This is a genomic window from Pseudomonas sp. EA_15y_Pfl1_P101, from assembly GCF_963970835.1.
Classification (GTDB): domain Bacteria; phylum Pseudomonadota; class Gammaproteobacteria; order Pseudomonadales; family Pseudomonadaceae; genus Aquipseudomonas; species Aquipseudomonas tritici.
In genome coordinates, this window is record NZ_CAXAPA010000012.1 from 35424 (window position 1) to 52234 (window position 16811).

The window sequence follows — 16811 nt, forward strand, 5'->3', positions numbered from 1 at the left end:
CGAGCAAGCCCCCACATTTGAATGCATTCACACATCTAAATGTGCGGGCTTGCTCGCGAAGGATCCCTAAGAGGCGCCGAGAAACTCAGCGACCTTCACCGCCGCAGCCTCCAAGTGCTGCTCATGACTAAACCCCGACGTCTTCAACGGCTTCAAATCATGATCCCCCGCCACCAGCCACATCACCTCGATGCTCGGCGACACGTCGTACCCCTCCACCGCCGCCCGATTGCCCAGCGCATCGCGCTCGCCCTGCACAATCAACGTCGGCGCCTTCAACCCAGCCAGGTGTTCGACCCGTGGTTTTTCCGGCTTGCCCACCGCATAGAACGGATACCCCAGGCACACCAGCCCATCGGTGCCCAATTCATCGGCCAACAAACTGGCCATGCGTCCGCCCATGGACTTGCCGCCAATCGCCAGTTTCCCAGCGACATGACGTCGCACCTCGACATACACCTCGCGCCATGCTTCCAGCAGTTTGGGCGCAGGGTTCGGTGGCCGCCTGCCCCCGTCCACCCGGCGCTGGGCCATGTACGCAAACTCGAAGCGCAACACGTTCACGCCATGCCCCGCAAGGCGTGCAGCCATGTCGTTCATAAACCCGGAATCCATTGGTGCACCGGCGCCGTGGGCCAGGATCAGCGTGACTGGAGCGGCTGAAGTCGTCCTCGACGCCGCATCCCACAGCCACCCATGTTCCCGCACACACTGCACCCATTGATCCCCGTCAATACTGGCCTTGTGCTCTTTGGCCATGCTTGCCTCGCTTTTTAGTCTGCCTATAACTCCAGCCCAAGTGTCGCATCTGCTTGGGCTGAACCGTGGATGGGGAACCATGAACACTACTTTAAGTACCGCCTATAACTACAAGGTGGTCCGCCAATTCGCCATTATGACGGTGGTGTGGGGCATCGTCGGCATGGGGCTCGGGGTTTTTCTCGCGGCTCAATTGGTTTGGCCTGCACTCAACTTCGACTTGCCCTGGACCAGCTTCGGCCGCCTGCGCCCGTTGCACACCAATGCGGTGATCTTCGCCTTTGGTGGCTGCGCGCTGTTCGCCAGCTCCTTCTACTCGGTGCAACGTACCTGCCAGACGCAGCTGTTCGCGCCGAAAATCGCCGCATTCTGCTTCTGGGGCTGGCAGCTTGTCATTCTCTCGGCCGCCATCTCCTTGCCACTGGGCTACACCAGTTCCAAGGAATACGCAGAACTGGAATGGCCGATCGACATCCTGATCACCATTGTCTGGGTGGCGTATGCCATCGTGTTCTTTGGCACGATCATGAAGCGCAACACCAAGCATATCTACGTCGGCAACTGGTTCTTCGGTGCGTTCATCATCACCGTGGCCATCCTGCATATCGTCAACAACCTGGAAATCCCGGTTAGCCTGACCAAGTCCTACTCCCTCTACGGCGGTGCGACGGATGCCATGGTGCAGTGGTGGTATGGGCATAACGCGGTAGGCTTTTTCCTCACCGCCGGTTTCCTCGGCATGATGTATTACTTCGTGCCGAAACAGGCCGAGCGCCCGGTGTATTCCTATCGTTTGTCCATCGTGCACTTCTGGGCACTCATCACCCTGTACATCTGGGCCGGCCCGCACCACTTGCACTACACCGCGCTGCCGGACTGGGCACAGTCGCTGGGCATGGTGATGTCGCTGGTGCTGCTGGCACCGAGCTGGGGCGGCATGATCAACGGCATGATGACGCTCTCGGGTGCATGGCATAAGTTGCGCAGCGACCCGATCCTGCGCTTCCTCGTCGTCTCCCTGGCGTTCTACGGCATGTCGACCTTCGAAGGCCCGATGATGGCGATCAAGACCGTCAACGCCCTCTCCCACTACACCGACTGGACCATCGGCCACGTACACGCCGGTGCCCTTGGCTGGGTAGCGATGATTTCCATTGGCGCGCTGTACCACATGATCCCGAAAGTTTTCGGTCGCGAGCAGATGTACAGCCTTGGCCTGATCAACGCGCACTTCTGGCTGGCCACCATCGGCACCGTGCTCTACATCGCCTCGATGTGGGTCAACGGCATTGCCCAGGGCCTGATGTGGCGTGCGGTCAACGAAGACGGCACCTTGACCTACTCCTTCGTCGAAACCCTGGTGGCCAGCCACCCTGGCTTCATCGTGCGGTTGGTGGGCGGTGCGATCTTCCTCAGCGGCATGTTCCTGATGGCTTACAACACTTGGCGCACCGTGCGTTCGGCGCAACCTGCCGAAGTTGCCGCTGCGGCGCAGATGGCCTGAGGAGTCTGTGATGAAACACGAAACGATTGAAAAGAACGTCGGCCTGCTGATGCTGCTCATGGTGCTGGCCGTGAGCATCGGCGGCCTGACCCAGATCGTCCCGCTGTTCTTCCAGGACGTGACCAACAAACCGGTTGAAGGCATGAAGCCCTACACCGCGTTGCAACTGGAAGGCCGTGACATCTACATCCGCGAAGGCTGCGTACAGTGCCACTCGCAGATGATCCGCCCGTTCCGCGCCGAAACCGAACGCTACGGCCACTACTCGGTCGCCGGCGAAAGTGTGTGGGACCACCCGTTCCTGTGGGGTTCCAAGCGCACCGGGCCGGACCTCGCGCGCGTTGGCGCACGCTACTCGGACGACTGGCACCGCGCGCACTTGTACAACCCGCGCAACGTGGTGCCCGAGTCGAAAATGCCGGCCTATCCGTGGCTGGTCACCGCGCAGGTCGACAGCAGCCACACCGAGACCAAGTTGAACGTGATGCGCACCCTCGGCGTGCCCTACACCGACGACGACATCAGTGCCGCCGTGGCCAGCCTCAAAGGCAAGACCGAGATGGACGCGCTGGTTTCGTACCTGCAAGTGCTCGGCACTGCCATCAAGAGCAAGAGGTGAGCCATGGGATTTGAATTCGATGCGGGCACCATCCGCGGCCTCGGCACGCTGGTGGTCGCCATCGCCTTTATCGGCCTGTCGCTGTGGGTGTTCAACAACCGGCGCAATGCGGAATTCGAGCAGGCGCGCCTGTTGCCGTTCGCCGATGAACCTTCTCCATCCGACGCTCAAGAAGAGCCTGCAATAAGGAGCACTCGGCCATGACCCTGTTTTGGAGTACATGGATCTGCGTACTGACCCTCGGCAGCCTGATCGGCCTGACCTGGCTCTTGATCGGCACCCGCAAGGGCGAGACCAAGGGCAGCGTCGACCAGACCATGGGCCACGCCTTCGACGGTATCGAGGAATACGACAACCCGCTGCCCCAGTGGTGGTTCATGCTGTTCGCCGGCACCCTGGTGTTTGCGGTTGGCTACCTGATCCTCTACCCGGGCCTGGGCAACTGGAAAGGTGTGTTGCCGGGCTATGAAGACGGCTGGACGTCGGCCAAGGAGTGGGACAAGGAGATGGCCAAGGCTGACACCAGGTTCGGGCCGATCTTCGCCAAATTCTCGGCCATGCCGCTGGAAGAAGTCGCGAAGGACCCGCAAGCGCTGAAAATGGGCGGTCGCCTGTTCGCTTCCAACTGCTCGGTGTGCCACGGCTCGGATGCCAAGGGCGCGTTTGGTTTCCCAAACCTGGCGGACAACATCTGGCGCTGGGGCGGTTCGGCTGAAGCGATCAAGGCCACCATCCTGAACGGCCGTCACGCGGCGATGCCGGCCTGGGGTGACATGCTCGGCGACAACGGCGTGAAAAACGTCGCTGCCTACGTCCGCCACGACATGGCCAAGCTGCCATTGCCTGCCGACAGCACCGCTGACCTGGCCGCAGGCCAAGCGGCTTTCAACACCACCTGTGTCGCTTGCCACGGTCCGCAAGGCCACGGCATGGAAGCCATGGGCGCGCCCGACCTGACCAAACCGGCCGGCTACATCTACGGCACCAGCCTTGCGCAGTTGCAGCAAACCATCCGCCACGGCCGCCAAGGCCAGATGCCAGCGCAGGAAGCGCTGCAAGGTAACGATAAAGTGCACTTGTTGGCCGCGTATGTTTACAGCCTGTCCCACAACGCTGATGGTGCAACGCCAGAAAGCCAGCCCCAATAACATCTGACTGCCTCCTCTGATCAGGGGAGGCTCCGCTTACCTGTGGCGAGGGAGCTTGCTCCCTCGTCACAGGTTCATGCTCACTTTTGAATGAGCCACATCATGAGCGACCAAGTGTCGCACCCTTCCAAAGCACACCTTTCCCCTCCTCACTTTCGGGTCTACGCTTGTTCCCACAGTGGACCATTCCCGGCCTACGCGACGGCAGCCGTTGCGCCCCCGAAATTTCCTGTCCACTCGATCAGCTTTCCATTTCGGATTTTATCCCTACACCAAACATGGAAAGGGCGCAGAATCTGGCGTGGAACGTATTGATACAGGTCAGCCATTGCGTTGCATTGGCCCCTCGCTTTCTACATACTTGCGGCCGATTTTACCTATAAAAAAACCTAAACCGTGGAACCTTAGAATGAGCACAGCAATCAGTCCGACTGCTTATAACTATAAGGTAGTCCGCCAGTTCGCCATCATGACGGTGGTCTGGGGGATCCTTGGCATGGGGCTCGGGGTGTTCATCGCCTCGCAACTGGTTTGGCCGGAATTGAATTTCGGTTTGCCATGGACGACCTTTGGCCGCCTGCGCCCGCTGCACACCAACCTGGTGATCTTCGCCTTCGGCGGATGTGCATTGTTTGCCACCTCCTACTATGTCGTGCAGCGAACCTGCCAGACGCGACTGATCTCCGACAGCCTCGCGGCCTTCACCTTCTGGGGTTGGCAAGCGGTCATTGTCGGCGCCATCGTCACCCTGCCACTGGGGTACACCACCACCAAGGAATACGCCGAGCTGGAATGGCCCATCGCCATTTTGCTTGCCATTGTGTGGGTGACCTATGCCGTGGTGTTCTTTGGCACCATCGTCAAGCGCAAGACCAAGCACATCTATGTGGGCAACTGGTTCTACGGGGCGTTTATCCTGGTGACGGCGATGCTGCACATCGTCAACCACGCCTCGTTGCCGGTCAGCCTGTTCAAGTCCTACTCGGCCTACGCCGGGGCCACGGACGCAATGATCCAGTGGTGGTACGGCCACAACGCCGTAGGGTTTTTCCTCACCACCGGTTTCCTGGGGATGATGTACTACTTCGTGCCGAAACAGGCCGAACGTCCTATTTACTCCTATCGCCTGTCCATCGTGCACTTCTGGGCACTGATCACCCTGTACATCTGGGCCGGCCCGCACCACTTGCACTACACCGCGTTGCCGGACTGGGCGCAGTCCCTGGGCATGGCCATGTCGATCATCCTGCTGGCCCCGAGTTGGGGCGGCATGATCAACGGCATGATGACCCTGTCGGGTGCCTGGCATAAATTGCGCACTGACCCGATCCTGCGCTTCCTCGTGGTATCGCTGGCGTTCTACGGCATGTCGACCTTTGAAGGGCCGATGATGGCGATCAAGACCGTCAACTCGCTGTCCCACTACACCGACTGGACCATCGGCCACGTACACGCCGGTGCACTCGGCTGGGTAGCGATGATCTCCATCGGCGCGCTGTATCACATGATCCCCAAACTGTTCGGCCGTGCGCAGATGCACAGCGTCGGGCTGATCAACACGCACTTCTGGCTGGCGACCATCGGTACCGTGCTCTACATCGCCTCGATGTGGGTCAACGGCATCACCCAGGGCCTGATGTGGCGTGCAATCAACGATGACGGCACCCTCACCTACTCCTTCGTCGAAGCGCTGCAGGCCAGCCATCCGGGCTTTATCGTCCGCGCGTTGGGCGGTGCGTTCTTTGCCTCCGGCATGCTGTTCATGGCCTACAACGTCTGGCGCACTGTGCGTGCCTCCAACCCTGCCGAAGCCGAAGCCGCCGCCAAGATCGCCGTTGTGGGAGCCCACTGATGAAGCATGAAGTAGTCGAGAAGAATATCGGCCTGCTGGCCTTCTTCATGGTCATCGCCGTGAGTATCGGCGGCCTGACCCAGATCGTTCCGCTGTTTTTCCAGGACGTCACCAACAAGCCGGTGGAAGGCATGAAGCCGCGCACCGCGCTTGAACTGGAAGGCCGCGACGTCTACATCGCCAACGGTTGTGTCGGCTGCCACTCGCAGATGATCCGCCCGTTCCGCGCCGAAACCGAACGCTACGGCCACTACTCGGTCGCCGGCGAAAGCGTATGGGACCACCCATTCCTGTGGGGTTCCAAACGTACCGGCCCGGATTTAGCGCGTGTCGGCGGTCGTTACTCTGATGACTGGCAACGTGCGCACTTGTACAACCCGCGCAACGTCGTGCCTGAGTCGAAAATGCCGGCGTACCCGTTCCTCGTGGAAAACAAGCTCGACGGCAAGGACACCGCGAAGAAGATGGAAGTCTTGCGCACCCTGGGCGTGCCCTACACCGACGAAGACATCGCCGGTGCAGCCGCAGCCGTGAAGGGCAAGACCGAAATGGACGCATTGGTGGCCTACTTGCAAGGCCTTGGCACCATCATCAAAAGCAAACGGTGATTCTTCATGGATATCGGGATGATTCGTGGGCTGGGCACCGTTGTGGTGATGGTGGCCTTTATCGGCCTGGCGTTGTGGGTTTTCAGCCCCAAGCGCAAGTCGGAGTTTGAAGACGCGACCTTGCTGCCCTTTGCGGATGATCCCGAAGCCATCAAGCACGTCGAGCAAGCTTCTAGGAGTAACAAAAAATGACTACGTTCTGGAGTCTGTACGTCACAGTCCTCAGTCTGGGTACCATCTTCGCCCTGACCTGGCTGCTGCTGTCGACCCGCAAGGGCCAGCGGGCCGAGCAAACCGACGAGACTGTCGGCCACTCGTTCGACGGCATCGAGGAGTACGACAACCCGCTGCCCAAGTGGTGGTTCATGCTGTTTGTCGGCACCATCATCTTCGCCCTCGGCTACCTGGTGCTGTACCCGGGCCTGGGCAATTGGAAGGGCCTACTGCCGGGCTACAACTACCTCGATAACGACAAGCAAACCGCTTTCGCCAACGGCCAGACCGGTTGGACCGGCGTGCACGAGTGGGAAAAGGAAATGGCCAGGTCGGACGCCAAGTTCGGGCCGATCTTCGCCAAATTCGCCTCGATGCCGATTGAGGAAGTCGCCAAGGATCCACAAGCCTTGAAGATGGGGGGCCGTCTGTTCGCCTCCAACTGCTCGGTGTGCCACGGTTCCGACGCCAAGGGCGCCTATGGCTTCCCCAACCTCACCGACGCCGACTGGCGCTGGGGTGGCGAGCCCGCCACCATCAAGGAAACCATCATGAAGGGTCGCCATGCCGTGATGCCGGCCTGGCTGGATATCCTCAAGGAGCAAGGCGTCAGCGACGTCGCCGCCTTCGTGGTGACCAACCTTGACGGTCGCAAACTGCCAGAAGGCGTCAAGGCTGACGTGGCCAACGGCGAAAAACTCTTCGCCGCCAACTGCGTGGCCTGCCACGGCCCTGCCGGTAAAGGCACCCCCGCCATGGGCGCGCCTGACCTGACTCACCCGGGCGCCTTCATCTACGGCTCGAGCTTCGCCCAACTGCAACAGACCCTCCGTTGGGGCCGTCAGGGCCAGATGCCTGCGCAGGAGCAACTGCAAGGGAATGACAAGGTGCACTTGCTCGCGGCGTACGTTTACAGCTTGTCCCATGGGGATAAGAAGGCTGAGGAGCAGTAAGACCTTTCAAATGCTCTGAAAACACCGAAGACCTAGTGTGGGAGCGGGCTTGCCCGCTCCCACATTGGATCTCCTTCGATTTGGCGACCGAGCCAGCCAAAACCGACCCTACTTTCCAAGTCAATTGATCCAGATCACGTAGGTCGTCCCCTTTCAGCAGCAACGGGGGCGTATCATCAGGCCACTGCAACACCCTTTAATTTGACCCCGGTTGGCACGTACTGGCCGAGGCAAGTCTCCACCGCCGTGGGATGCAATGATGAGCGACCAGATACCGGTACAAGACGTTACCCCGCCTGCCAAAACCGTCGACCTCTACGCCTCGCGAGAGAAAATCTATACCCGTGCCTTCACCGGCCTGTTCCGCAATCTGCGCATGCTCGGTGGTGCCGGTCTGTTCCTGCTCTACTTCGGCACTGTGTGGCTGAACTGGGGTGGTCACCAGGCTGTGTGGTGGAACCTGCCGGAGCGTAAATTTTTTATTTTCGGCGCGACCTTCTGGCCCCAGGACTTCATCCTCCTGTCGGGCATTCTGATTGTTGCGGCGTTCGGCCTGTTCTTTATCACCGTGTACGCCGGACGCGTGTGGTGTGGGTATACCTGCCCGCAAAGTGTGTGGACATGGATCTTCATGTGGTGCGAAAAGGTCACCGAAGGCGACCGCAACCAACGCATCAAGCTCGATAAAGCGCCGATGGGCGCCAACAAATTCCTGCGCAAAGTCAGCAAGCACAGCCTGTGGCTGCTGATCGGCTTTGCGACCGGCATGACCTTTGTCGGCTACTTTTCGCCGATCCGCGAGCTGGTGTTCGAGTTCTTCACCGGCCAGGCCGATGGCTGGTCGTATTTCTGGGTGGGTTTCTTCACCCTCGCCACCTATGGCAACGCCGGCTGGCTGCGCGAACAGGTGTGCATCTACATGTGCCCGTACGCGCGTTTCCAGAGTGTGATGTTCGACAAAGACACGCTGATTGTTTCTTACGACCCACGTCGTGGCGAACTGCGCGGCCCGCGTAAAAAGGGCGTCGACTACAAGGCCCAGGGCCTGGGGGATTGCATCGATTGCACGATGTGCGTGCAGGTGTGCCCTACGGGTATCGACATCCGCGACGGCCTGCAGATCGAGTGCATCGGCTGCGCCGCGTGTATCGACGCCTGCGACAACATCATGGACAAGATGGACTACCCGCGAGGCCTGATCAGCTACACCACCGAGCACAATCTTTCCGGGCAGAAAACCCACAAGTTGCGCCCGCGCTTGATCGGCTATGCCTTGGTATTGCTGGCGATGATCAGCCTGCTGGCGGCGGCATTCTTCATGCGCTCTCTGGTGGGTTTCGACGTGAGCAAAGACCGCGTGCTGTTTCGCGAAAACGCCGAAGGGCGTATCGAAAACGTCTACAGCCTAAAGATCATGAACAAGGATCAGCGCGACCATACCTACGTGCTCGATGCTTCGGGCCTGCCGGACCTCAAGCTGCAGGGCCGCCGCGAGATCAAGGTGGCCGCCGGCGATATCGTCAGCATGCCGGTGGAGCTGTCGAGTGCGCCGGAACAATTACCATCGAGCACCAACGAGGTGACCTTCATGCTCAAGGATGCCGATGACGCCAGCGTCCAGATTGAAGCCAAGAGCCGATTCATCGGCCCACACGTCCGTTAATCAAGAGAGCCAACAATGCCCCTAGCGACTGCTGCAAGCCCCTGGTACAAGCATCTGTGGCCCTGGATCATCATTGCGATCCTGGCCTGCTCGGTGACCTTGACCCTGTCCATGGTGACCATCGCGGTGAACAACCCGGACAACCTGGTCAACGACAACTACTACGAGGCCGGCAAAGGCATCAACCGTTCCCTCGACCGTGAGTTGCTGGCCCAGACCCTGCAACTGCGCGCCAAGATGCACCTGGATGAGCTGACCGGTGAAGTCGAGGTGAACCTCACCGGCAACAGCAACCCTACCACCCTGGAATTGAACCTGATTTCCCCGACCCAGCCCGAGAAGGATCGCAAGATCAACCTGGCCCGCAGTGACAGTGAGCCCGGCCGCTACATAGGCCAGGTCACCGACAAGGTCGAAGGCCGTCGCTTCGTCGAATTGCTCGGCGTGGAAGGCGACCGCACCTGGCGCATGTTCGAGGAAGAACAGGTCAGCCACGACAAAGACTTGCTGCTAGGTGATGAACCGTTGCAGGGTGCCGAAGACCTGAAAAAGTAAAAACCTGCGCTTCGCGCATCGCGGGCAAGTCGCACCGCCGCTCCCAGCCACTATAGATTCCAGATCATGACCACCCCGTGCTACCACTGCGCCCTCCCCGTCCCCTCTGGCAGCCGTTTTACCGCCGTGATCCTCGGCGAACGCCGCGAACTCTGTTGCCCCGGCTGCCAGGCGGTGGCCGAAGCGATTGTCGCCGGTGGCCTGGAAAGCTACTACCAGCACCGCAGCGAAGCCTCGGCCAACCCTGAGGCGTTACCCGTGCAACTGGTGGACGAGCTGGCGCTGTACGACCGCGCCGACGTGCAAAAACCCTTTGTACGCCACGACGGCGAACTCGCCGAAGCCACGCTGCTGATGGAAGGCATCAGCTGCGCCGCCTGTGGCTGGCTGATCGAGAAACACCTGCGCCGCCTGCCCGCCGTGGCCGAGGCGCGCCTGAACGTGTCCAACCACCGCTTGCTGGTGCGCTGGGCTGACGGGCAGTTGCCGTTGAGCCAGTTACTCAGCGAGCTGCGCCATATCGGTTACGCCGCCCACCCGTATCAAGCGGACCGCGCTGCCGAGCAACTGGCCAGCGAAAACCGCCTGGCCCTGCGCCAATTGGGTGTGGCTGGGCTGCTGTGGTTCCAGGCGATGATGGCAACCATGGCCACCTGGCCGGAATTCAACATCGACCTGAGCCCGGAGCTGCATGTGATCCTGCGCTGGGTGGCGATGTTTCTTACAACACCCATCGTGTTCTACAGCTGTGCACCGTTTTTCAAGGGTGCCCTGCGCGACTTGCGTACGCGTCACCTGACCATGGATGTGTCGGTTTCATTGGCCATCGGCGGTGCATATCTGGCGGGCATCTGGACCGCGATCACCGGCGTAGGTGAGTTGTACTTCGATGCGGTGGGCATGTTTGCGCTGTTCTTGCTGGCCGGTCGCTACCTCGAGCGGCGTGCCCGCGAGCGGACGGCTGCCGCGACGGCGCAGTTGGTCAACCTGCTGCCCGCCTCGTGCCTGCGGCTCAAGGCGGATGGTCAAAGCGAGCGCATCCTGCTTCCCGAGCTGGCGTTGGGTGACCGTGTACTGGTGCACCCCGGTGCCGTACTGCCGGCGGATGGCGTGATTCTCGACGGCCAATCGAGCATTGATGAGTCCCTGCTCACCGGTGAATACCTGCCGCAACCGCGCCAAACCGGGGATGCGGTCACGGCGGGCACGCTCAATGTGGAAGGCGCATTAACAGTCCAAGTGCGCGCCTTGGGCCATGACACGCGCCTGTCCGCCATCGTGCGCCTGCTGGAGCGCGCCCAGGCCGAGAAACCGCGCCTGGCGCAGATCGCAGACCACGCTGCGCAGTGGTTCTTGCTGTGCTCGCTGATCGCCGCCGCCCTGATCGGCTTGCTGTGGTGGGAATTGGATTCTTCGCGGGCGTTCTGGATTGTATTGGCGATGTTGGTCGCGACCTGCCCATGTGCCTTGTCCCTGGCCACACCCACCGCGCTCACTGCCGCCACTGGCACCTTGCACAAACTCGGGTTATTGCTGACTCGCGGACACGTGCTGGAAGGGCTGAACCAAATCGACACGGTGATTTTCGACAAGACCGGCACCCTCACCGAAGGCCGCTTGGCCTTGAGAGCCATCCGTCCCCTGGGCACATTGAGCACGGACCTGTGCCTGAGCCTCGCCGCCGCCCTGGAAAACCGTTCCGAACACCCGATTGCCCGCGCCTTTGGCCGCGCGCCGCTGGCCGCCGATGAGGTGCTCAGTTCGCCTGGGCTTGGTCTTGAAGGCCGCGTTGGCGAGCGCCAATTGCGCATTGGCCAACCGGGCTTTGTCTGCGAACTCAGTGGTTGCGCGATCCCCGCCTCACCGACAGATTCGGGTCAATGGCTGCTGCTTGGCGACCGCGAAGGCGCCCTCGCCTGGTTTGTGCTCGATGATCGCCTGCGCAGTGACGCCCCGGCCCTGCTGGCCGCCTGCAAGGCGCGCGGCTGGCGCACGCTGTTGCTGTCCGGGGACAGTTCGCCGATGGTCGCCAGTGTCGCCGCCGAATTGGGGATCGACGAAGCCCACGGTGGCCTGCGCCCTGATGACAAGTTGCAGGTGCTGCAACAACTGCACAAGGAAGGCCGCAAGGTGATGATGCTCGGCGATGGGGTCAACGATGTGCCTGTGCTCGCCGCCGCGGATATCAGCGTGGCCATGGGCACCGCCACCGACCTGGCCAAGACCAGCGCCGATGCGGTGTTGCTTTCCAACCGTCTGGACGCGCTGGTGCAAGCCTTTTCCCTGGCGCGGCGCACGCGTCGCGTGATCATTGAAAACCTGCTGTGGGCCGGGCTGTACAATGGCCTTATGCTGCCGTTTGCCGCCCTGGGTTGGATCACGCCCATCTGGGCGGCGATCGGTATGTCCCTCAGTTCGTTGACCGTGGTGCTCAATGCCCTGCGCCTGACTCGCCTGCCGAGCGCGCCAGTTGCCCGAGCCCCCTCAGTAACCCGCCCGCTGCCGGTGTGAGCCGTGCGGACATGGAGTGCAGATGCCAGCTTTATACGTGATGATTCCGGCGGCGCTGCTGTTAGTGGGCGTGGCCATCTACATCTTCTTCTGGGCCGTGGACAGCGGCCAATACGACGACCTCGATGGGCCGGCCCATAGCGTGCTGTTCGACGATCAGGACCCGAATCACCTGGCCGGTGTCGAAGAAGCCAACCACCCCGAACAATCGCCCAAAGACCCGCCCCATGCTTGAACTGGCGCCGCTGTTGGTCTCCGCATTGATCCTCGGCCTGCTGGGGGGCGGCCATTGCTTGGGCATGTGCGGCGGGCTGATGGGCGCGTTGACCCTGGCGATCCCCAGGGAGCAGCGCAGCCGCAGGTTTCGCCTGCTGCTGGCGTACAACCTGGGGCGCATCCTCAGCTATGCCGCTGCCGGCGTGTTGATCGGCCTGGCCGGCTGGGCGGTGGCGAACAGCCCGGCCGCGATGTTCATGCGCGTACTCGCCGGGCTGTTACTGATCAGTATGGGCCTCTACCTGGCGGGCTGGTGGAGCGGCCTCACCCGCATCGAAAGCCTCGGACGCGGCCTGTGGCGGCATATCCAGCCCGTTGCCAACCGTTTGCTGCCGGTGTCCAGCCTGCCGCGCGCGTTGCTGCTGGGCGCACTCTGGGGCTGGTTGCCGTGCGGATTGGTCTACAGCACATTGCTGTGGGCGGCGAGCCAGGGGAATGCGTTGGACAGCGGGTTGCTGATGCTGGCGTTTGGACTGGGCACTTGGCCGGTACTGTTGGCCACCGGCCTGGCGGCTGAGCGGGTCACGGCGCTACTGCGCAAACGCAGCGTGCGGATGGCCGGTGGCTTGCTGGTCATACTCTTCGGTATCTGGACGTTGCCCGGTCCGCACCAGCACTGGCTAATGGGCCACTAAGTAGCGCCGCTCCCCGTTGATGCAAATCAAGATGGCACCCGCGACGTGCCCCTAGACTCACCCCACTAGCCAATCCGGGGGAGCGACCGCATGCTCGACGCCATTCGTTGGGACACCCATCTGATTCACCGCTACGACTTGGCAGGACCGCGCTACACGTCCTACCCCACCGCCGTACAATTCGACAGCCAGGTCGGCACGTTCGACCTGCTCCACGCCCTGCGCGACAGTCGCAAGGCTGTGCGGCCATTGTCGCTGTATGTGCATGTGCCGTTCTGCGCGAACATCTGCTACTACTGCGCCTGCAACAAAGTCATTACCAAGGATCGTGGCCGCGCCCAGGCTTACCTGCAACGCCTGGTGCAGGAAATCCAGCTGGTGGCCTGCCACCTCGACCCGAAACAACCAGTGGAACAACTGCACTTTGGCGGCGGTACGCCGACGTTTCTCAGCCACGACGAACTGCGCCAGGTCATGGCATGTCTGCGCCAGCACTTCAATTTGCTGGATGATGATTCCGGCGACTACAGCATTGAGATCGACCCCCGCGAGGCGGATTGGGCCACCATGGGCCTGCTGCGCGAGCTGGGCTTCAACCGCGTCAGCGTCGGCCTGCAAGACCTCGACCCCGAGGTGCAACGCGCGGTCAACCGCCTGCAAAGCCTGGAAGAAACCCGTGCAGTCATCGACGCCGCGCGCACCCTGCAATTTCGCTCGATCAATATCGACCTGATCTACGGCCTGCCCAAGCAGACCCCGCTGAACTTCGCGCGCACCGTGGAGGAAGTGATTAGCCTGCAACCGGACCGCCTGTCGGTATTTAACTATGCGCATCTACCGGAACGCTTCATGCCGCAGCGGCGCATCAACACCGACGACTTGCCTTCTCCGGCAGAAAAGCTGCTGATGCTGCAAACCACCATCGAGCAATTGACCCAAGCCGGCTATCGCTACATCGGCATGGATCACTTCGCCCTGCCGGACGACGAGCTGGCCATCGCCCAGGAAGAAGGCACTCTGCAACGCAACTTCCAGGGCTATACCACCCACGGTCATTGCGACCTGATCGGGCTCGGGGTGTCGGCGATCAGCCAGATCGGCGACCTGTACTGCCAGAACAGCAGCGACCTCAACGCCTACCAGAACAGCTTGGCCGGCGCGCAACTGGCCACCAGCCGCGGCCTGGTCTGCACCTCGGACGATCGGTTGCGGCGGGAGGTTATCCAACAGTTGATCTGCAATTTCAGCCTGGCGTTCGAGAAGATCGAGCCGGCCTTCAACATTGATTTTCGCGGGTATTTTGACGACATCTGGCCGCAACTGGAGGCCATGGCCGAAGATGGCCTGATCGAACTCGACGCCCAGGGCATTCGTGTATTGCCGGCCGGGCGACTGCTGGTGCGTTCGGTGTGCATGGTGTTCGATGCCTACCTGGAGCACCAGAATCGGCAACGATTTTCACGGGTGATCTGATTACATCGACAACGAGGCGGCCTTCATCGAGTCGTTGGCGCTCATACCTTTCATCGACTTGGCCAGGGAGGTCTGAGCCGACATCAGGCCCGCCTGCAAAGAACTGATTTCGCTTTGCAGAGCACTGGTCTTGGCTCGAGCCTCTTCGGGCGAGAGGTTATTGGCGGCCGCGACTGCCGCCAGTTCGGCCTGTTTTTCGGCGATCTGCTGTTTCAGTTGGCGGATCATTTTCAGCACCTGTTTGACGTTGTCGTCCAGGCCACTGTCATCGATATCCGCATTGGAGCTTTTGGCCGCACCCGCGGCTTTGAAGGCATCGGCGGAAATAGTCACGGTTACACCTTCTACCACTTTGGGCGCAGTAGCCGTTTCGGCGCCTGGAACTTCTTCCTTGGCCTCAGCCAATGGCTTTGCATCCGGCACAGTCGGAATGCGGATGGCAGGGTTGTAGGCGGCTATAACAGACATGATCCAGGCTCCGACTAATAGGTATGCCTGCTGTATCGACCTTGGTACAAAAACCTTTATACCGTTACCGGTTTTTTGTACACGCTGGCTTCAGCGGCCTCCAGTGCGTTACCCTTACGTCTTATGTGTGTTTTCCCACAAGGATTAAAAAATGTCCGAGCCAGTCAAACTGCGCGCTCACAGCCAGGCCCATTGCAAGGATTGCAGCCTGGCCCCCCTCTGCCTGCCACTTTCGTTGAATTTGGAAGACATGGATGCGCTGGACGAGATCGTTAAACGCGGTCGCCCGCTGAAAAAAGGCGAGTTTCTGTTTCGCCAGGGCGACAAGTTCGACTCCGTTTATGCAGTGCGTTCGGGCGCGTTGAAGACGTTCAGCCTGAGCGATGGCGGCGAAGAACAGATCACGGGGTTCCACTTGCCCAGTGAACTGGTGGGGCTGTCAGGCATGGACACCGAGATTCACCCGGTGTCGGCCCAGGCGCTGGAGACTACGTCAGTGTGCGAAATCCCCTTCGAGCGCCTGGACGAACTGGCCCTGCAATTGCCGCAACTGCGCCGTCAGCTGATGCGCGTGATGAGCCGCGAGATTCGCGACGACCAGCAAATGATGCTGCTGTTGTCGAAGAAAACCGCCGACGAGCGCATCGCCACCTTCCTGGTCAACTTGTCCGCGCGGTTCCGCGCCCGTGGTTTCTCGGCCAACCAGTTCCGCCTGAGCATGTCGCGCAATGAAATCGGCAACTACCTGGGCCTGGCGGTGGAAACCGTGTCCCGCGTGTTTACCCGTTTTCAGCAGAACGAGTTGATCGCTGCCGAAGGCAAGGAAGTGCATATCCTCGACCCGATCCAACTGTGTGCATTGGCCGGCGGCACGGTCGACGCCTGATCCAGACGCTGCGGCCGCGCCAACTGGCGAGGCCGCAGGTATACTTCGAGTCCGTTTCCAGCCCAGGACTCTTCGACGATGACCTTTGATTCGTTCGACATCAAATCCCTGATCCGCCCTGTCATCGACTTCCCCAAGCCTGGGGTGATCTTTCGTGACATCACCCCGCTGTTCCAATCGCCTCGCGCCCTGCGGCTGGTGGCCGACAGCTTTGCCCAGCGTTATGTCGAGGCTGACTTCACGCACATCGGCGCCATGGATGCGCGGGGGTTCCTGATCGGTTCGATCATCGCCTATCAACTGAACAAGCCGCTGATCCTCTTTCGCAAGCAGGGCAAGCTACCAGCCGACGTGCTGGCCGAGGGTTATCAGACCGAGTACGGCGAGGCCTTCCTGGAAGTGCACGCTGACAGCCTGTGTGAGGGTGACTCGGTATTGATCTTCGATGATTTGATTGCCACAGGCGGCACCCTGATCGCGGCGGCGAACCTGGTGCGGCGCATGGGTGCGCAGATTTTTGAAGCAGCGGCGATCATTGATTTGCCGGAGTTGGGTGGGTCGCAGCGGTTGGAAGATATGGGGATTCCGACGTTTTGTTTGACGCAGTTTGCGTTGACTGAGCGTTGACCGCTTGAACTGATTACTTAGTTGTCCGGTCCGGCCTCTTCGCGAGCAAGCCCGCTTGCTC

The 16811-nt window shown here is 60.9% G+C and carries 18 protein-coding genes; 16 read left to right on the forward strand and 2 right to left on the reverse strand.

The genetic code is table 11. From position 1 onward, the window contains the following. Window positions 1-66: 66 nt before the first annotated feature. Window positions 67-759: an alpha/beta family hydrolase gene (locus tag AACY36_RS19270; protein ID WP_339436433.1), complete on the reverse strand. Its 693-nt coding sequence runs from the start codon at window positions 757-759 to the stop codon at window positions 67-69. A 79-nt stretch (window positions 760-838) separates the two neighbouring features. Here AACY36_RS19270 and ccoN (AACY36_RS19275) point away from each other — a divergent pair, with 79 nt between their 5' ends. From ccoN (AACY36_RS19275) to hemN, 14 genes are all read left to right on the forward strand, one after another. Beyond that, window positions 839-2263, forward strand: a complete 1425-nt coding sequence (gene ccoN, locus AACY36_RS19275; RefSeq protein ID WP_339418731.1) for a cytochrome-c oxidase, cbb3-type subunit I — start codon at window positions 839-841, stop codon at window positions 2261-2263. Between the two features lie 10 nt (window positions 2264-2273). Further along, window positions 2274-2882 (forward strand): cytochrome-c oxidase, cbb3-type subunit II, encoded by a 609-nt coding sequence (gene ccoO / locus AACY36_RS19280; protein WP_065881223.1) that lies wholly within the window; start codon window positions 2274-2276, stop codon window positions 2880-2882. 3 nt (window positions 2883-2885) lie between these two features. Continuing rightward, entirely contained in the window at window positions 2886-3086 is a 201-nt protein-coding gene (locus AACY36_RS19285; protein ID WP_010208563.1) for a cbb3-type cytochrome oxidase subunit 3, read from the forward strand. Then, window positions 3083-4030 carry a cytochrome-c oxidase, cbb3-type subunit III gene (gene ccoP, locus AACY36_RS19290; protein WP_339427943.1) on the forward strand — a complete coding sequence of 316 codons (948 nt, stop codon included), beginning with the start codon at window positions 3083-3085 and terminating at the stop codon, window positions 4028-4030. The genes AACY36_RS19285 and ccoP (AACY36_RS19290) overlap by 4 nt, the downstream gene beginning before the upstream one ends. 409 nt (window positions 4031-4439) lie before the next feature. Beyond that, window positions 4440-5882: a cytochrome-c oxidase, cbb3-type subunit I gene (ccoN, locus tag AACY36_RS19295; RefSeq protein ID WP_339497427.1), complete on the forward strand. Its 1443-nt coding sequence runs from the start codon at window positions 4440-4442 to the stop codon at window positions 5880-5882. After that, window positions 5882-6490, forward strand: a complete 609-nt coding sequence (ccoO, locus tag AACY36_RS19300; protein ID WP_003193167.1) for a cytochrome-c oxidase, cbb3-type subunit II — start codon at window positions 5882-5884, stop codon at window positions 6488-6490. The genes ccoN (AACY36_RS19295) and ccoO (AACY36_RS19300) overlap by 1 nt, the downstream gene beginning before the upstream one ends. 6 nt (window positions 6491-6496) lie before the next feature. Further along, window positions 6497-6682 (forward strand): cbb3-type cytochrome oxidase subunit 3, encoded by a 186-nt coding sequence (locus tag AACY36_RS19305; RefSeq protein WP_339439010.1) that lies wholly within the window; start codon window positions 6497-6499, stop codon window positions 6680-6682. After that, complete coding sequence (ccoP, locus tag AACY36_RS19310; RefSeq protein ID WP_339418737.1) at window positions 6679-7656, forward strand: cytochrome-c oxidase, cbb3-type subunit III; 978 nt, start codon at window positions 6679-6681, stop codon at window positions 7654-7656. Before AACY36_RS19305 ends, ccoP (AACY36_RS19310) begins: the two co-directional genes overlap by 4 nt. Before the next feature lie 259 nt (window positions 7657-7915). After that, entirely contained in the window at window positions 7916-9319 is a 1404-nt protein-coding gene (ccoG, locus tag AACY36_RS19315) for a cytochrome c oxidase accessory protein CcoG (protein ID WP_339418738.1), read from the forward strand. A 15-nt stretch (window positions 9320-9334) separates the two neighbouring features. After that, window positions 9335-9874 (forward strand): FixH family protein, encoded by a 540-nt coding sequence (locus AACY36_RS19320; RefSeq protein ID WP_339418740.1) that lies wholly within the window; start codon window positions 9335-9337, stop codon window positions 9872-9874. A 66-nt stretch (window positions 9875-9940) separates the two neighbouring features. Further along, window positions 9941-12385 carry a heavy metal translocating P-type ATPase gene (locus AACY36_RS19325; protein ID WP_339418742.1) on the forward strand — a complete coding sequence of 815 codons (2445 nt, stop codon included), beginning with the start codon at window positions 9941-9943 and terminating at the stop codon, window positions 12383-12385. A 22-nt stretch (window positions 12386-12407) separates the two neighbouring features. Beyond that, window positions 12408-12620, forward strand: coding sequence for a cbb3-type cytochrome oxidase assembly protein CcoS (gene ccoS / locus AACY36_RS19330; RefSeq protein ID WP_339418744.1), 213 nt, complete (start codon window positions 12408-12410; stop codon window positions 12618-12620). Continuing rightward, entirely contained in the window at window positions 12613-13296 is a 684-nt protein-coding gene (locus AACY36_RS19335) for a sulfite exporter TauE/SafE family protein (protein WP_339418746.1), read from the forward strand. The genes ccoS and AACY36_RS19335 overlap by 8 nt, the downstream gene beginning before the upstream one ends. A gap of 90 nt (window positions 13297-13386) precedes the next feature. Beyond that, on the forward strand, window positions 13387-14769 hold the full coding sequence (hemN, locus tag AACY36_RS19340) for an oxygen-independent coproporphyrinogen III oxidase (protein ID WP_339418748.1): 1383 nt from the start codon (window positions 13387-13389) through the stop codon (window positions 14767-14769). On the opposite strand, the gene AACY36_RS19345 is transcribed toward hemN, so the two are convergent. Then, the gene (locus AACY36_RS19345; protein ID WP_339418749.1) at window positions 14770-15237 is read right to left on the reverse strand and encodes a hypothetical protein; all 468 of its coding nucleotides are present in this window, start codon (window positions 15235-15237) and stop codon (window positions 14770-14772) included. Between the two features lie 151 nt (window positions 15238-15388). Here AACY36_RS19345 and fnr point away from each other — a divergent pair, with 151 nt between their 5' ends. Together fnr and AACY36_RS19355 are read left to right on the forward strand one after the other, a co-directional pair. Next, a complete protein-coding gene (fnr, locus tag AACY36_RS19350; RefSeq protein WP_049712041.1) occupies window positions 15389-16123 on the forward strand; it encodes a fumarate/nitrate reduction transcriptional regulator Fnr in 735 nt (244 codons plus the stop codon). A gap of 78 nt (window positions 16124-16201) precedes the next feature. Then, window positions 16202-16750, forward strand: a complete 549-nt coding sequence (locus tag AACY36_RS19355; protein ID WP_065873845.1) for an adenine phosphoribosyltransferase — start codon at window positions 16202-16204, stop codon at window positions 16748-16750. Window positions 16751-16811: the final 61 nt, after the last annotated feature.